Raw genomic sequence first — 15,762 nt, forward strand, 5'->3', positions numbered from 1 at the left:
GGGGTCCCTTCACGACGGAAAACGCCCATTCAAGGCGCGCTGATAGCCAGAGCGATAGCCATAGCGAGCCGCTGATCCGGATCCTCCAACGGCAACGGGGTCACCTCGGCCATTTTCTGCATCCGATAACGCAAGGTGTTCGGGTGCACCGACAAAGCGCGGGCCGCTTCCCGCGCGTCCCCCTGCGCCGCGAGCCACGCCCGCAAGGTGGCCGCGTAGTGCGTTCCGTGCTCTTCGTCGTGCCGGACCAGTTCCGCCACCGGCCCCCGGACCGGCAACCGACCGCCGGCCGCCACCGCCGCGAGCCGCCGGAGCAGGACCTTCGCCCAAGCGTGGTCGTAGACGACCGGCTCGCCCGCGGACAGCGCAAGGCACTCGTCGGCCTCGTGGCGCGACGCCGGGAGCTGGGCGGCCTCCGCCCGACCGCCGATGCCGGCCTCCACCACGACCTCCGCCGGCAGTTCGCGCCTGAGCGAGCGGACCCACTCGACCGCCGCCGACGGGTCGTCGCCGCACGGCAGCACGGTGTAGAGGACGTTCCCGAACAGGGCGCTGCGCCCCGGCCGTGACCAGCCGAAACCCGCCGTGGCCCGCTCGAACGCGAGCAGCGCCGCGCCGTGCTCGCCCTCGCCGGCGTGGGCCTGCACGGCGATCACCCGCAGGTCGGTGGTCGGCAGGCCCAGGCGGGGCAGGTTGGCGCCGCTGTCCAGGGCCCCGATCACCAGGTCCGCCTCGGCCTGCCGCTCCAGGTCCGCCGACGCCCTCGCGCGCAGCAGGTGCAGGGCGGCGGTCCGCGCGCCGTCGGCCAGCGCCGCGTGCCGGGCCTGGTCCACGTCCCGGTCCACCTCGACCCACACCGAACCCAGCAGCTCGCGGCCGGCCCGGACGGCGGCCACCAGCCGGCCCCCGAGCTGGTCGGTGAGCTTGGGCACGAACAGCGGCTCGTCGCTGCGGGACAGGTGGGTGAACACGCCGTACTCGTCCAGGGCCTGCCGGGCCTCCTCGGGCACCCGCCGGCCCAGGATGGTCTGGACGCGCACCTGGTCCACGCCCTGTTGCCGGTAGGAGTAGGCCAGGACGCGCGACTGCTGGTCCTCGATGGTGACCGGGCCGCCCACCACGGCGGCGATGGCGTCGGCCACGGCGAACAGGTCACCGGACCCCTTGCGCTGCCCGCCCAGGACCAGCGTCTGCGCCACGTTCGCCAGCTGCCCCCACGCCACGGACGGCTCCACCAGCAGCACCGCCGCGCCCGAGCGCTTGGCGGCGGCCACCACCCGCTCGTCCAGCGGCGGCCGGCCGTGCAGGACCACGGCCGCCGCGGCGGTCGAGCCGACCAGGCGGGCGGCGGCGGTGGGGGTCGGCACGCCCAGGCCGAGCAGGACGTCGTCGGGCGCGGCGGTCGCGGGCTCGGCGGGGTCGTGCAGGGCCACCCCGCGCAGCTCCACGTCCCGGCCCCGGGGCGCGCAGCTCAGGTGCGTGCCCAGGCTGCCGAGCACGTCCACCAGCCGATCAAGGGCCACCACGGTCGGATCGTACGGTCACCCGCCGCGAACGTGCTCGAATACACCACCCTGACGGTGTCGCGGTAGGCCGAGCAGTGGGACTATGGAACACATGGTCGACCACGAGCGCGACGGCACCCCGGTGCTGATCACCGAAGCGGCGCCCTCCTACGAGGAGCAGCACGCCGCTCGCAAGCGCAAGTACGCGATCATGATGGGCGCCCGCATCCCGTGCCTGGTCCTGGCCATGGTCTTCTACCAGACGTGGTGGCTCGCGCTGCTGTTCCTCGTGCTGTCCGTGCCGCTGCCGTGGATGGCGGTGCTCATCGCGAACGACCGGCCCCCGCGCAAGGCGGAGAAGGCCAACCGGTTCGTCAAGGAGCACCGCGCCATCGAGGCCCGCGGGCATCAGGTCATCGACGGCTGAGCCCCAGCCACCGGTTGCGCCTTCGCCACCGGTTGGGCGCCCACGTTCGACACCGCCGAAGCCGCCGCCCGGACGCCCCCGGCCAGGGAGTCCGCCCGGGACGCGCCGCTCAACCACGCCGCGAGCAGCCCCGCGTCGAACGCGTCCCCGGCACCCGTCGAGTCCACGCACTCCACGTCCAGCGCCGGCACCGACAGCACGCCCCGCCGGTCCACCCAGCTCGCGCCGTCCGCGCCCGAGGTCAGCGCCACCGCGCCCACCGCGTCCAGCAGTTCCACCGCGCTGGCCGGCTCCGGTGACCCGGTGAGCGCGACCAGCTCCTCGGCGTTGGGCAGCAACAGGTCCACCCCGGCGATGTCGTCGAGGAACCCGTCGTAGACCAGCGCCGCCGACTGCGGGTCCACCGAGGTGGTCAGCCCGGCCTCGCGGGCCGCGCGCAGCACCGCCAGCCCGGCGGGCCGGGAGGAGGCGTCCAGCAGGACGTACCCGGACAGGTGCAGGTGCTTGACCCCGTGCAGCAGCCCGGGGTCGAGGTCGGCGGGGGAGAAGCGGGCGTTCGCGCCCCGGTCGGGCAGCATGGTGCGCTGCCCGGTGTCGTCCACCAGGACCACGACGCAGCAGGTGGCGGCCTCGGTGTCCACGGCGAACGCGCACCGCACGCCCGCCGCGGTCAGCTCCGCGTGCACCTGCCGGCCGGCCGGGTCCGCGCCCACCCGGGCGACCAGCGTGGGCGTCGCGCCGCACGCCGCCAACCACGCCGCCGTGTTCGCGCCCGCGCCACCGGGCTCGATGGTGACCCTGGCGCGCGAGTCGCCGCCGTGGACGATCGGGCCGGAGTGCCGGGCCACCACGTCCAGCCCGGCGTCCCCGACGACGACGATCGACGTCACTTCGCCAGCTCCACGGCGACCTCGGCGGCCAGGGCCGCGTTGGACAGCACCAGCGCCTCGTTGGCGTCCAGGCTCACGCCGCCGCTGGCGGTGTGGAAGTGCTCCAGCAGCGCCGGCGTGACGTCCTTGCCGTGCACGTCCCGGGTCTTCTCCAGGCCTTCGCGCAGCAGCCGGTCGTGCAGGTCCGGGTCCATCTCGAACTCGGCCGGGATCGGGTTGGCCAGCAGCACGCCCGCGCTGCCCGGGACCTGCCCGAAGTGCGCCGCGACGACGGCCGCCGCCTGCTCGGGCGCGTCCACCCGCCACGGCACGGCGTGGCCGGACTCGCGCCGGTAGAACGCGGGGAAGGAGTCGGTCCGGTAGCCCAGCACGGGCACCGACCGGGTCTCCAGCAGCTCCAGGGTGGCCGGGATGTCCAGGATCGACTTCACGCCCGAGCACACCACCAGGATCGGGGTCGTGGCCAGCACGTCGAGGTCGGCGGACACGTCCCAGGTCTCCCGCGCGCCCCGGTGCACGCCGCCCAGGCCGCCGGTGGCGAACACCGTCACGCCGGCCTGGCGCGCGATGGCGGAGGTCGAGGCGACGGTGGTCGCGCCGTCCTTCTTCAACGCGTAGGCCGCGCCCAGGTCCCGCCGGGACAGCTTGACCAGGTCGTTGGCCGGGTCGCAGACGTGGTCCAGCTCGGCGTCGGTCAGGCCGACCTTGGGCACCCCGCCCAGCACCGCGATCGTGGCGGGCACCGCGCCCGCCGCGCGCACCACGTCCTCCAGGCGCGCGGCGACCTCGCGGTTGCGGCCGGGCGGCAGGCCGTGGGACAGGATGGTGGATTCCAGGGCGACCACGGGCCGGTTCTCGGCCAGGGCGGTGCGGACCTCGTCGGTGATGCTCGGCGTACTCACGAGGGGCCATCCTCCCAGGTAAGCTGGGGACGTGAGCACGCAGACTCTGCCCGAGGTCGACGTCCGCCCGGAAGGCACCGACCACACCGGGGACGACACCCCGAAGATGTTCCACTACGTGCGCAAGAACAAGATCGCCGAGAGCGCGGTCATGGGCACGCACGTGGTGGCGCTGTGCGGCGAGGTGTTCCCGGTGACGCGGTCGCCGAAGCCGGGCTCCCCGGTGTGCCCGGACTGCAAGAAGATCTTCGACGGCCTGCCCAAGGGCGGCGGCGAGTAGGTCACCCGCCGAACAGGTCGTAGAGCTGCCGGGTCGCCTCGGCGCCGTAGGTGACGCTGCCCACCGGCACGCGTCCACCCACCGCGTCGAGGACCTTCGCCGTCCACACGGGCCCGAACGCGCCGCACAGCTCGACCAGTTCCGCGCCGTCGTCCACCAGCCGCCGCGCGGCGTCCACGACCTGCTCGACGCGTCCCACGCCGACCAGGACGGTCCGGCACGCCCCGGTGTCCACCACGGACGTGTCCCGCGCCGGGTCGCAGCCTTCGGCGAGATAGACGAAACCCCAGTGCCGCAGTGCCATGATCGCCTCCTGTTGGTCCTGACCAGGGTGGTCGTGACCAGGCAATCCCGGCGCGCACCGCGGCGTCCACGAGGCCGGGCCTGACACGCGTCAGGCACGGCCTGACGCGCCAGGTCCGACGTGGTGCGCGGCCGGCCCCGGTGTGGGTGCGGTCACAGCTTCCGGGCGAGCGTGGCCAGCCGGTCGGCTTGGTCGTGCGCCGGGCTCCACACCAGCGCGTGCCTCACCCGCGGCGCGGAGCGCAGAGCCGCCCAGTGCAGGCCCTCGGACCGGTCCCACCGCGGGCGCAGCGCCACCGCATCGCCACCGTGGCGCAGTTCCGCGACGAACAGCGACCGCCGCGACGGCCCGGAGCGCACGGTCGGCCGCCAGCCTCGCGCGGCACACGCTCCCAGCAGGGCGTCGTGGTAGCCGGGGGCCAGGTCGCGGTCGTAGAGCAGCAGGTCACGGCCGGTCAGGTCGGCCCACTCGACCTCGTCGCACCCCGCCAGCGGGTGGGTGTCGGCGACCAGCACGCCCAGCGCGGCGTCGCTCACCACCGCGGTCCGCAGGCCGTCCACCGCCTCGGGCAGCGCGATCAGCCCGGCGTCCAGCCCGCCGCCGCGCACCCGCTCCAGCTGCCGCGCCGCCTGGAGGTCCAGCAACTCCACGGTCTCGGCCGCGTGCAGCGCGGGCAGGACCGCCGGCGGCGCGCCCGGCGTCACCCCGATCCGCAGCGGCCGGTCCGCGGTGTCCCGGACGGCCCGCACGGCGAGGTCGGCGGCGTCGAGCAGGCGGCGGGCGTGGGGGAGCAGGGTCAGCGCGGCGGCGGTGGGCGTCATGCCGGCCGGGGTGCGGGTGAACAGGGTGACGTCCAGCTCGCGCTCCAACGCGATGATCTGCTGGCTCAGCGACGACGCGCGGACGCCCAGGCGTTCGGCGGCGCGGGTGAGGTGCCGTTCCTCGACCACCGCGCACAGGTACCGCAGGCGGCGAAGGTCCACGGACCGCACCCTACGGTTTGCGCTCCACCGGCAGGCGTTCGGTCTTCGTCGTGTCCGCCGGCGACGGGGCGGTGCCCAGCTCGCCGTTGCGCTCCGCCGGCCGCCAGGCCCGCTTGCCCTCGTCGGACCGGATGCGTTCGGCGGCCCGTTCCAGCTCCAACCGCCGCCACCGCCGGCGCTGGCGACGGGTCATCTTCGCGGGCCACATCTCCTGGATGGCGCTGTTGAAGTACGCGCCGATGGTGATCGCCAGGCCGATGAAGAACGCGAACAGCAGGAACGCGATGGGCGTGGCCAGCGCGCCGTAGGTGTAGCCGGTCGTGGTGATCCACCGGATGTAGAGGCGCAGGCCGATGGACGACAGCAGGAACACCGCCATCGCCAGCACCGCGCCCGGCAGCAACCGGTGCCACGGCAGCTTGTTGGGCAGCGACACCTTGTAGAGCGTCGCCAACGCCACGACCAGCAACACCGCGGCGGCGGGGTAGTAGAAGGCGCTCAGCCAGAACTCGATGGTGGCGCGCCACCCGCTCGGGAAGATCTCCGGCAGCAGGTCCGGGCCCAGCGCCAGCACCGGCAGCCCGACGATCAGCAGGACCAGGCTCGCCATGTAGAGCAGGAGCGCGAAGATCCGCTGCCACACCTCGTTGCGCACGCCGTACTGGTCGTGCGCGGCGGTGATGGCGTCCACGAACGACGACATCGCCGACGAGCCCGCCCACAGCGAGATCAGGAAGCCCACCGACACGATCTCGCCCTTGCCGATGGTCAGGATCTGGTCGACCGTGGGCGCGATCACGTCGTTGACGACGTCCTGGCTGAAGATCGTCCGGCAGGTCGAGATGATCCGGTCCTTGACCGCGCTGACCACCTCGGGGCCCAGCCAGTCGCCGAGGTAGCCCATCGAGCCGAGCAGGCCCAGCAGCAGCGGCGGGAAGGACAGGATCTGCCAGAACGCCGCCTCGGCGGCCTCGGAGAAGATGCTGCCCTCCCAGGCCTTGGCCAGCGTGCGCGCCAACAGCCGCAGTGGTCCCTTCCGGGGCCTGCTGCGTGCCGTCTCGTCAGTCGGCGAACCCATCGCAGGGTCAAGCATGGTGCATCGCGGGTGATTTCGCGGCATCGGAGCCGAGGTGTCGCCGGGCCGGCAGGTAAGCTGTCGGTGCCCTCGACGGTCATCCACCCGAGGGCATTCGCATGTTCACCGGGGCGCAGGAGGGGTTCAGAGGTTGTCGCTACCGCAAGTCGCCACGACCCGCCCGCTCCGCGCCTGGCAGCGGCGCGCCCTGACCAAGTACCTCGCGGCCGGGCCGAAGGACTTCCTCGCCGTCGCGACGCCGGGCGCCGGCAAGACCACGTTCGGGCTGCGCGTCGCGGCCGAGCTGCTCGCCGACCGCACGGTCGAGGCGGTGACGATCGTCGCGCCGACCGAGCACCTCAAGCACCAGTGGGCGCAGGCGGCGGCGGCCGTGGGCATCGCGATCGACTCGAACTTCCGCAACACCAACGCGGTGACCTCCCGCGACTACCACGGCGTGGCGGTGACGTACGCGCAGGTCGCGGCGCACCCGACGCTGCACCGGGTGCGCACGGAGAACCGCAAGACCCTGGTCCTGCTGGACGAGGTGCACCACGGCGGCGACGCGAAGTCGTGGGGTGACGCGATCCGGGAGGCGTTCACGCCCGCGACGCGGCGGCTGTGCCTGACCGGCACGCCGTTCCGGTCGGACGACTCGCCCATCCCGTTCATCAGCTACGAGCCGGGTCCGGACGGCGTGCAGCGCAGCAAGTCCGACCACTCGTACGGGTACTCGGACGCGCTCAAGGACGGCGTCGTCCGGCCGGTGATCTTCCTCGCGTACTCGGGCGAGGCGAGCTGGCGGACCAGCGCGGGCGAGGAGTTCTCCGCCCGGTTGGGCGAGCCGCTGACCCAGGAGCAGACGGCGCGGGCGTGGCGCGTGGCGCTGGACCCGACCGGCGAGTGGATGCCGTCGGTGTTGAAGGCGGCCGACGTGCGGCTGACCCAGTTGCGCGAGGGCGGCATGCCCGACGCCGGTGGGCTGGTGATCGCGACCGACCAGACGGTGGCGAAGGCGTACGCGGAGATCCTGAAGCGGACCACGGGCCACGACGCGACGCTGGTGCTGTCCGACGACCCGAAGGCGTCGGGGCGGATCGCCGAGTTCTCGGAGTCGACGGACCGGTGGATGATCGCGGTCCGGATGGTGTCCGAGGGCGTGGACGTGCCGCGCTTGGCGGTGGGCGTGTACGCGACCAGCGCCTCCACGCCGCTGTTCTTCGCGCAGGCGATCGGCCGTTTCGTGCGGGCGAGGGCCAAGGGCGAGACGGCGAGCGTGTTCCTGCCCAGCGTGCCGGTGCTGCTGGGGTTGGCCAGCGAGCTGGAGCAGCAACGCGACCACGTCCTGGGCAAGCCGCACCGGGAGAAGGACGGCTGGGACGACGAGCTGCTGTCGCAGGCCAACCAGGTCCAGGACGAGCCGGGCGAGGAGGAGCGCGCGTACACGGCGCTGGGCGCGTCGGCCGAGCTGGACCAGGTGATCTACGACGGGTCGTCGTTCGGGACGGCGGCGTTCGCGGGCAGCGAGGAGGAGCAGGAGTACCTGGGTCTGCCGGGCCTGTTGGAGCCCGACCAGGTGCGCGCCCTGCTGCGGCAACGCCAGGAGAAGCAACTGGTCGAGGCCAGCCGCAAGGCCGCCTCCGCACCGGTGTCCGCTCCCGCCCCGGCCGCGCGGCCGGCGAGCGTGCAGGAGCGGTTGGCCGCCCTGCGCAAGGAACTGAACACCCTGGTCGCGATGCACCACCACCGCACCAAGAAGCCGCACGGGAAGATCCACAACCAGCTGCGCGAGTACTGCGGCGGGCCGCCCACGGCCATGGCTTCGATCGAGCAGCTGGAAGAGCGGATCGCCACTCTGCGCTCCTGGTGACGCCCTGGCAGCAGCTGCGCACCTGGCCCTGCCCCCGCTCATCGGACTGTTCGCCAGTTTCGCCACCCAGCCGCGCCGGGCTGTGCCGCGGCGAGCTGCGCCGGCTGTGTCGCGCCCGGTTGTGTCGCGCCGCGCCCGCCCAGCCTCCGCTCGTCGAGCCGCCGCGATTTCGCCTGCTCAGCCTCGCCGCCCTCGCCCCGGCCGCCGCCAATCCCCAGCCTGCGGAGTGGCTCGGCGTGGCCTCCGGCCGGCCGGCCGGTGGTGGTTGTGGCGAGGGTTGTGGTGGTTGTGGCGGAGGCTGGAGCGAGGCTGCTGGAGCCCGTGTTGGCCCGGCCATTCGCAGTGGCTCGCAACAAACCCCACGTAACCCCTCAGGTGACCGGTCGTAACCGACTACTGCATCCGGAGTAGGCAGATGTCCGTTCGGTTACCTCGTCGTTAGCTCATCGTGCCTACTTTATCGGTCAAGTGTGCTTCCGGTCACCGCCTGTCCCGGCATACGTTGTGCGCCACAACATTTCCCGCGTAGCTCTGAAAGGGATGCGGATGCGCAGCAAGAGCCTCGCCCTCATCGCCGTCGGCACTGGCCTCGCCGTTGCCATGACGGCGTGCGGCGCCAACACGTCCGGCGGTGGCACCACCACGGGCACGAACACTGACAGCGGCTCGGGCGGCGCGAAGGTCGGCGTCATCCTCCCCGAAACCGCCACCTCCGCACGCTGGGAGGGCTTCGACAAGCCGCTCCTGGAGAAGGCCCTCAAGGACGAAGGTCTGACGCCCGACATCCAGAACGCCCAGGGTGACGTGCAGAAGTTCTCGACCCTGGCGGACGGCATGATCAACGCCGGCGTCAAGGTCCTGATCATCGCCACCCCGAACAGCGAAATCGGCGCGGCGGTCGCGAAGAAGGCCGAGGCGCAGGGCATCGCCGTCATCGACTACGACCGGCTCAACCTGGGCGGCAGCTCGAAGTACTACGTCTCCTTCGACAACGTGAAGGTCGGCGAGTTGCAGGGCCAGGGCCTCGTCGAGGGCCTCGCCAAGCTCGCCCCGGGCAAGAAGCCGGCCGAGGTCATCGAGATCGAGGGCGCCCCGACCGACAACAACGCGACCCTGTTCCACGAGGGCCAGCAGAAGGTCCTCAAGCCCAAGTACGAGTCCGGCGACTACAAGCTGGTCCAGTCGCAGCCCATCGAGGGCTGGGACAACCAGAAGGGCGGCACCACCTTCGAGCAGATCCTGACCGGCAACGGCCAGAAGGTCGACGGCGTCGTCGCCGCCAACGACGGCCTCGCCGGCGCCGTCATCACCGTGCTGAAGAAGTACGGCCTCAACGGCAAGGTCCCGGTCACCGGCCAGGACGCCACCCCGGAGGGCCTGCAGGCCGTCCTGCGCGGCGACCAGTACATGACCGTCTTCAAGCCGATCGCCGAGGAGGCCCAGGCCGCCGCCAAGCTGGCCGCCGCGCTGGCCAAGGGCGACACCGCCGCCGCCGACAAGCTCGCCACCGGCGTCACCAAGGACACCAAGGGCAACCGGGACGTCAAGTCGGTGCTGCTGACCGCGCAGCTGATCACCAAGGACAAGGTGAAGACCGTCGTGGACGCGGGCTTCGTCAAGGCCTCGGAGATCTGCGTCGCCGACACCCAGGCCGCCTGCACCGAGCTGGGCATCAAGTAATCCAGCGCTCGCCGATGCGGGGTGTGGCCTCACCACACCCCGCACCGGCGCGCACTCACCCCAGGAGACCTCAAGTGACTGAGCCGATCCTCGAACTGCGCGGCGTGAACAAGAGCTTCGGCCCCGTGCACGTCCTGCACGACATCGACTTCACCGTCCAGCCCGGTGAGGTGACCGCGCTGGTCGGCGACAACGGCGCGGGCAAGTCGACGCTGGTCAAGTGCATCGCGGGCATCCACCCGATCGACTCCGGCGAGGTGCTCTTCGAAGGGCAGCCCGTCCACATCCACGGGCCGCGCGACGCCGCCGCCCTCGGCATCGAGGTCGTCTACCAGGACCTCGCGCTGTGCGACAACCTCGACATCGTCCAGAACATGTTCCTCGGCCGCGAGCGCGGCAAGGCCGGCCTGCTCGACGAGGCCGACATGGAGCAGGCCGCCCGCAAGACCCTGACCTCGCTGAGCGTCCGCACGGTCAAGTCCGTGCGCACCCAGGTCGCCTCGCTGTCCGGCGGCCAGCGGCAGACCGTCGCGATCGCCAAGGCCGTGCTCTGGAACAGCAAGGTCGTCCTGCTGGACGAGCCGACCGCCGCCCTCGGCGTCGCCCAGACCCGGCAGGTGCTCGACCTCGTGCGCAGGCTCGCCGAACAGGGCCTCGGCGTCGTCCTGATCAGCCACAACATGAACGACGTCTTCGAGGTCGCGGACCGCATCGCGTGCCTCTACCTCGGCCGCATGGCCGCCGAGGTGCACACCAAGGACGTCACCCACGGCCAGGTCGTGGAGCTGATCACCGCGGGTCGTTCCGGCGACCTCGGCATCGCCCGCCCCGAATCCGCCACCATCTGAGGACCCCGGCATGACCAACACCACCAGCGAGACGTCGTCCCAGGACACCCCGCCCCCGGCCCCGGGCGCGATCTCGGACTTCGGCATCGACACCACGTCCCGCTCGACCGGCGAGGCGGTGCGCGACTACGGCGCGCGGCTGCGCGGCGGCGAACTGGGCCCGCTGCCCGCCCTCCTCGGCCTGTTCGTGCTGCTGATCGTGTTCAGCTCGCTCGCCGACACGTTCTTCACCCTCGGCAACATCGCGAACCTCCTCGCGCAGGGCGCGAGCATCACGATCATCGCCATGGGCCTGGTGTTCGTGCTGCTGCTGGGCGAGATCGACCTGTCCGCGGGCACCGCGTCCGGCGTGTGCGCCGCGGTCATGGCGCTGCACCTGAACAAGGGCGGCAACCTGCTGGGCGGCATGGGCGACACCGTCTTCTTCGTCTTCTGCGGCGTGCTGGCGCTGGCCGTGGTGCTCGCCGTGCTGATGCGGATCTGGGCCGGCGCGGCCCTGTCCGCGGTCGCGCTGGTCATCGCCGCGATCGGCGTGCCCGTCAACCCGTGGGTCGAGATGCTGCTCGCGATCTGCGTCGGCACGGCCATCGGCTGCATCACCGGCTTCCTGGTCGCCAAGGTCGGCATCCCGTCGTTCGTGGTGACGCTGGCGCTGTTCCTGATGTGGAGCGGCGTCGTGCTGCAACTCATCGGCCAGGGCGGCGTGCTGGGCCTGAACAACGAGGTGATGTTCAAGGTCGCCAACGGCAACCTGTCCACCGCCGGTTCCTGGGCGCTCTTCGCGATCGCGGTCGGCGGTTATGCTGCCGTCGTGCTCGGCAGGCATTTCTCCAGGCTGCGCAAGGGTCTGGTCGCTCCCCCCACCCCGCTGGTGCTGACCAAGGTCGGCGCGGTCGTGGTGCTCGGCGCGGTCGGCACCTACCTGCTGACGCTCAACCGGTCCGCGTCGCCGCTCGTGGTGATCACGGGTGTGCCGTACGTGGTGCCCATCGTGCTGGTGCTGCTGGTGATCGGCACGTTCGTCCTGGAGCGCACCCGCTACGGCCGGCACGTCTACGCCGTGGGCGGCAACAAGGAAGCCGCGAACCGGGCCGGCATCAACGTCGCCCAGATCCGCATGAGCGTGTTCGTGATCTGCTCCTCCGCGGCGGCGATCGGCGCGATCGTGTACTCGTCCAAGGTCGGCTCGGTGGACCCCAACGCCGGCGCCGGCAACACGCTGCTGCTCTCGGTCGGCGCGGCCGTCATCGGCGGCACCTCGCTGTTCGGCGGCAAGGGCCGGATGCGGGACGCGGTGATCGGCGCGGCCGTGATCGCGACCATCAACAACGGCATGGGCCTGCTCAAGCAGCCCGCCGCCGTCGTGTTCATCGTGACCGGCTTGGTGCTGCTGCTGGCCGCCAGCGTCGACGCGCTGTCCCGTCGCCGGGCGGCGGTGGCCCCGCGCTGACGTGACCACCCCCACCGCCGGTGCCCGGCCCGACGAGGTCCGCAGGCACAACCGCACCGCGCTGTTGCGCAAGCTGCACGTGGACGGACCGTCCACCAGGGCGTCGCTCGCGGCCGAGCTCGGGCTCAACCGCAGCACGATCAAGGCCCTGGTGGACGGGCTGGCCGAGTCCGGTGTGGTGGCCGAACGCGTCCCCGCCCAGCGCTCCGGCGCCGGGCGGCCGTCACTGCTGGTGCTGCCGCAACCGCACGCCGCGGTCGTGATGGCCATCGACGTCCGCGTCGAGCAGGTGGCGATGGCGTTCGTCGGGCTGGGCGGCGACATCCTCGGGCGCGACTCGTGGAACCTGCACCACCGGTCCCGCGACCCCGGCGAGGTGATCACGCACATCGCCGACTCCGCCAAGCTGCTGGCCGACGAGCTGGACGTGGCGCCGGTCGGGGTGGGCGTGTCCGTGCCGGGTGTGGTGCGGCGGTCGGACGGTCTCGTGCACGAGGCCCCCAACCTGCACTGGACGGACGTGGCCCTGGGGTCGCGGCTGTCGGCGGTGCTGAAGGTGCCCGTCCAGGTCGGCAACGACGCCGAGCTGGGGGCGCTGGCCGAGCACGTGCGCGGCGCGGCCCGCGGGTCGTCGGACATGGTCTACATCTCCGCGGACGTGGGTGTCGGCGGCGGCGTGATCTCGTCCGGGATGCCGTTGCGGGGCACCGGCGGGTACGTCGGCGAGCTGGGGCACATGGTCGTGCGGCCCGGCGGTCGGCGGTGCTACTGCGGCTGCCAGGGGTGCTGGGAGACCGAGGTGGGGGAGGCGGCGCTGTGCCGGGCGCTGGCGCTGCCCGAGGACGCGCCGCGCGGTGCCGTGGTGGCGGAGCTGCGGTCGTTGGCGGCGTCGCCGGAGGCCGTGGCGCACCGGTTGGGCGAGTTCACCGAGTGGCTGGCCATGGGGCTGGTCACGGTGGTCAACATGCTGGGGCCGGAACTGGTGGTCCTGGGCGACCTGTTCACCGCGCTGCCCGACCAGGTGGTGGACGAGGTGCGCGGGGTGGTGCAGAAGCGCTCCCTGGTCAGCCGAGCCGTCGGCGGGACCCGCATCCTGTCGTCGCCGCTGGGCCGGGACGCGAAGCTGCTGGGCGCCGCCGAGCTGGCCTTCGAGCCCGTCCTGTCCGAGGTCTGACCCGGGGTCGGGTGTGTCGGTTCGCCGAAATGCAGGGGGGCGGGGATCCGTTGATCGGATCCCCGCCCCGGACGGCTAGGGTGCTGGCGGGCCGCGGGCCCGCCGTGATCAGCCCTGCTGCAGTTCAGCAGCGAGTTCGCGCAGCTTCGTGCTGTGCTCGCGGGCGTGGTGCCCGCAGAACAGCAACTCGCCCCCGGACGGGAGCACGGCGCGCACCTGGGCAGCAGCCCCGCAGCGGTCGCAGCGGTCGGCAGCGGTCAAAGCGGGGCGGGTGAGCGTGGTAGTCATGGAAATCTCCCTCCGTCCCGGCACCGTGGTTCGGTGCCCTCACACCTAGCTGCGACCACTCCGCATCTGGCGGGTGCGTCGTGTTCGCTGCTTCCACTCTTGCAGACGCACGGGCGTAAGTCAGTGTTCCCGAGGTCGTGGCGACCCGCGTCACTCGTCATTTACCCGGACACCAGGACGTTCGAACGCGGCACTTCCACCGGTTCGCCACGGGAACCGCTCACGTTCCGCTGTCGCGCCAACGCTTTCGGACCTGCGAATACGGCAACGGACGCACGTGCGCTGCTCCGAACGGTGGGCCCGGAATGCTCCTGGCTGTGACGGGTAACACTTTGGTCAGCCGAGAGCGAACAGAGCCTGGTATTCCACGATCCGGACGCCCGGTGTCCGATTCACCGGCCGTCAACCAACGCCGGAACGGCCCCCAACGCACCCGCTCCGCACCGCGCGGATGGCCGCCACCACACCGCCGCCGCCACACGCCGCCGCCACACGCCGCCGTCGCGCCAGGCCGCCGCATCGCCGCGCCGCCGCCGATGTCCCGCCGCGCTGTCGAACGCCACAACCGCGCCGGCCGCCCGTCGCCGCAACCACCCGAACGCGCGCGAGTCCCCTCGAACGAAACGCCGGCGACCCCTTGAGGGCCACCGGCGTTCGCCGTGTCGCGGAAGCTCAGTCCAGGTAGTCGCGCAGCACCTGCGAGCGCGACGGGTGGCGGAGCTTCGACATCGTCTTCGACTCGATCTGCCGGATGCGCTCCCGCGTCACCCCGTAGACCTGGCCGATCTCGTCCAGCGTGCGCGGCTGGCCGTCGGTCAGGCCGAAGCGCAGCCGGACCACGCCCGCCTCGCGCTCGGACAGCGTCGCCAGCACGGACTGGAGCTGGTCCTGCAGCAGCGTGAACGACACCGCGTCCACGGCCACCACGGCCTCCGAGTCCTCGATGAAGTCACCGAGCTGGCTGTCGCCCTCGTCGCCGATCGTCTGGTCCAGCGAGATGGGCTCCCGGGCGTACTGCTGGATCTCCAGCACCTTCTCCGGGGTGATGTCCATTTCCTTGGCCAGCTCCTCCGGCGTGGGCTCGCGGCCCAGGTCCTGGAGCAGCTCGCGCTGGATGCGGCCGAGCTTGTTGATGACCTCGACCATGTGCACCGGGATGCGGATGGTGCGGGCCTGGTCGGCCATCGCGCGGGTGATGGCCTGGCGGATCCACCACGTCGCGTAGGTCGAGAACTTGTAGCCCTTGGTGTAGTCGAACTTCTCGACCGCGCGGATCAGACCCAGGTTGCCCTCCTGGATCAGGTCGAGGAACGCCATGCCGCGGCCGGTGTAGCGCTTGGCCAGCGACACCACCAGGCGGAGGTTGGCCTCCAGCAGGTGGTTCTTGGCGCGCTCGCCGTCCCGCACGATCCACCGCAGGTCGCGGCGCAGCTGCGGGGTGAGCTTCTCGCTCTCCTCCTCGGCGCGGCGGACCCGCTCGGCGGCGTAGAGGCCGGCCTCGATGCGCTTGGCGAGCTCGACCTCCTCCTCCGCGTTGAGCAGGGCGACCTTGCCGATCTGCTTGAGGTAGGCGCGGACGGAGTCCGCCGACGCGGTGAGTTCGGCGTCCTTGCGGGCCTGCCGCAGGGCCTCGGACTCCTCCTCGTCCCAGACGAAGTCGCCCTCGCCCGGCTTGGCCTCCTCCTCGGCCGGCTCCTCCTCGACGGGCTCGTCGATCAGTTCGACGTCGTCGACCAGGTCCTCGTCACCCGGCAGGGCTTCGAGGTCTTCGGGCTCGTCGCCCTCGCCGGGCTTCTTCGCCTTCGCCGGCGCGGCGGCACCGGCCTTGGCGGCCGTCTTGCGCGGTGCCCGCGTGGCCGTCTTTCCCGCCGCGGCGGTCTTCGCCGCCGGCTTCTTGGCCGGGGCCTTCCTCGCCGAGGTGGCCTTGGGCGTCTCCTCGGCGTCAGCCTTAGCTGCCTGAGTCGTCTTCGCGGCTGCCACGTACGCCCTTTCGCGACTGTCGATCAAGGCAAACCGAAGGGCGCGAACCTCGGTCGCCGGAGTACGGGGGAGAGCCCGCCGGATGTTCGTCGGCGGGGCACCGTTC

The 15,762-nt window shown here is 72.1% G+C and carries 15 protein-coding genes; 7 read left to right on the top strand and 8 right to left on the bottom strand.

Features of this window, described 5'->3' with window-relative positions; all coding sequences use genetic code 11:
* Positions 1–29 precede the first annotated feature (29 nt).
* Entirely contained in the window at positions 30–1,526 is a 1,497-nt protein-coding gene (locus ABD126_RS24660; protein WP_343936269.1) for a PucR family transcriptional regulator, read from the bottom strand.
* Positions 1,527–1,617: 91 nt separating this feature from the next.
* Here ABD126_RS24660 and ABD126_RS24665 point away from each other — a divergent pair, with 91 nt between their 5' ends.
* Complete coding sequence (locus tag ABD126_RS24665; protein WP_343936270.1) at positions 1,618–1,932, top strand: DUF3099 domain-containing protein; 315 nt, start codon at positions 1,618–1,620, stop codon at positions 1,930–1,932.
* On the opposite strand, the gene ABD126_RS24670 is transcribed toward ABD126_RS24665, so the two are convergent.
* Together ABD126_RS24670 and ABD126_RS24675 are read right to left on the bottom strand one after the other, a co-directional pair.
* The gene (locus ABD126_RS24670; RefSeq protein ID WP_343936271.1) at positions 1,914–2,822 is read right to left on the bottom strand and encodes a carbohydrate kinase family protein; all 909 of its coding nucleotides are present in this window, start codon (positions 2,820–2,822) and stop codon (positions 1,914–1,916) included. The two genes, ABD126_RS24665 and ABD126_RS24670, sit on opposite strands and share 19 nt — an antisense overlap.
* Entirely contained in the window at positions 2,819–3,724 is a 906-nt protein-coding gene (locus ABD126_RS24675; protein ID WP_343936272.1) for a pseudouridine-5'-phosphate glycosidase, read from the bottom strand. Before ABD126_RS24675 ends, ABD126_RS24670 begins: the two co-directional genes overlap by 4 nt.
* 31 nt (positions 3,725–3,755) lie before the next feature.
* Between ABD126_RS24675 and ABD126_RS24680 the strand changes: the two genes are divergently transcribed.
* The gene (locus tag ABD126_RS24680) at positions 3,756–4,004 is read left to right on the top strand and encodes a DUF3039 domain-containing protein (RefSeq protein ID WP_309113749.1); all 249 of its coding nucleotides are present in this window, start codon (positions 3,756–3,758) and stop codon (positions 4,002–4,004) included.
* Between the two features lies 1 nt (position 4,005).
* Here the strand turns inward: ABD126_RS24680 and ABD126_RS24685 are convergent, their stop codons facing one another.
* The 3 genes from ABD126_RS24685 to ABD126_RS24695 form a co-directional block, all read right to left on the bottom strand.
* Complete coding sequence (locus ABD126_RS24685) at positions 4,006–4,308, bottom strand: DUF6506 family protein (RefSeq protein ID WP_343936273.1); 303 nt, start codon at positions 4,306–4,308, stop codon at positions 4,006–4,008.
* Between the two features lie 152 nt (positions 4,309–4,460).
* Positions 4,461–5,291: a LysR family transcriptional regulator gene (locus tag ABD126_RS24690; RefSeq protein WP_343936274.1), complete on the bottom strand. Its 831-nt coding sequence runs from the start codon at positions 5,289–5,291 to the stop codon at positions 4,461–4,463.
* Between the two features lie 10 nt (positions 5,292–5,301).
* The gene (locus tag ABD126_RS24695) at positions 5,302–6,369 is read right to left on the bottom strand and encodes a YihY/virulence factor BrkB family protein (RefSeq protein WP_425542876.1); all 1,068 of its coding nucleotides are present in this window, start codon (positions 6,367–6,369) and stop codon (positions 5,302–5,304) included.
* Positions 6,370–6,517: 148 nt separating this feature from the next.
* Here ABD126_RS24695 and ABD126_RS24700 point away from each other — a divergent pair, with 148 nt between their 5' ends.
* From ABD126_RS24700 to ABD126_RS24720, 5 genes are all read left to right on the top strand, one after another.
* Positions 6,518–8,236 (top strand): DEAD/DEAH box helicase, encoded by a 1,719-nt coding sequence (locus ABD126_RS24700; protein WP_343936276.1) that lies wholly within the window; start codon positions 6,518–6,520, stop codon positions 8,234–8,236.
* A 546-nt stretch (positions 8,237–8,782) separates the two neighbouring features.
* Positions 8,783–9,916, top strand: coding sequence for a sugar ABC transporter substrate-binding protein (locus ABD126_RS24705; RefSeq protein WP_343936277.1), 1,134 nt, complete (start codon positions 8,783–8,785; stop codon positions 9,914–9,916).
* Positions 9,917–9,990: 74 nt separating this feature from the next.
* Positions 9,991–10,764, top strand: a complete 774-nt coding sequence (locus ABD126_RS24710; protein WP_343936278.1) for an ATP-binding cassette domain-containing protein — start codon at positions 9,991–9,993, stop codon at positions 10,762–10,764.
* A 10-nt stretch (positions 10,765–10,774) separates the two neighbouring features.
* On the top strand, positions 10,775–12,214 hold the full coding sequence (locus ABD126_RS24715) for a sugar ABC transporter permease (protein ID WP_343936279.1): 1,440 nt from the start codon (positions 10,775–10,777) through the stop codon (positions 12,212–12,214).
* A gap of 1 nt (position 12,215) precedes the next feature.
* Entirely contained in the window at positions 12,216–13,388 is a 1,173-nt protein-coding gene (locus ABD126_RS24720) for an ROK family protein (RefSeq protein ID WP_343936280.1), read from the top strand.
* Positions 13,389–13,496: 108 nt separating this feature from the next.
* Here ABD126_RS24720 and ABD126_RS24725 read toward each other — a convergent pair whose 3' ends face one another.
* Both ABD126_RS24725 and ABD126_RS24730 read right to left on the bottom strand, forming a co-directional pair.
* Positions 13,497–13,676 (bottom strand): DUF7455 domain-containing protein, encoded by a 180-nt coding sequence (locus ABD126_RS24725; protein ID WP_015800348.1) that lies wholly within the window; start codon positions 13,674–13,676, stop codon positions 13,497–13,499.
* Positions 13,677–14,348: 672 nt separating this feature from the next.
* The gene (locus ABD126_RS24730; RefSeq protein WP_425542877.1) at positions 14,349–15,683 is read right to left on the bottom strand and encodes an RNA polymerase sigma factor; all 1,335 of its coding nucleotides are present in this window, start codon (positions 15,681–15,683) and stop codon (positions 14,349–14,351) included.
* Positions 15,684–15,762: the final 79 nt, after the last annotated feature.

The organism is Saccharothrix mutabilis subsp. mutabilis, assembly GCF_039521145.1.
GTDB lineage: Bacteria > Actinomycetota > Actinomycetes > Mycobacteriales > Pseudonocardiaceae > Actinosynnema > Actinosynnema mutabilis.

Coding starts and splice junctions, on each gene's coding strand:
- ABD126_RS24665 (WP_343936270.1), top strand. CDS start 1,618: ATGGTCGACCACGAGCGCGACGGCACCCCGGTGCTGATCACCGAAGCG.
- ABD126_RS24685 (WP_343936273.1), bottom strand. CDS start 4,308: ATGGCACTGCGGCACTGGGGTTTCGTCTATCTCGCCGAAGGCTGCGAC.
- ABD126_RS24695 (WP_425542876.1), bottom strand. CDS start 6,369: ATGGGTTCGCCGACTGACGAGACGGCACGCAGCAGGCCCCGGAAGGGA.
- ABD126_RS24705 (WP_343936277.1), top strand. CDS start 8,783: ATGCGCAGCAAGAGCCTCGCCCTCATCGCCGTCGGCACTGGCCTCGCC.
- ABD126_RS24715 (WP_343936279.1), top strand. CDS start 10,775: ATGACCAACACCACCAGCGAGACGTCGTCCCAGGACACCCCGCCCCCG.
- ABD126_RS24725 (WP_015800348.1), bottom strand. CDS start 13,676: ATGACTACCACGCTCACCCGCCCCGCTTTGACCGCTGCCGACCGCTGC.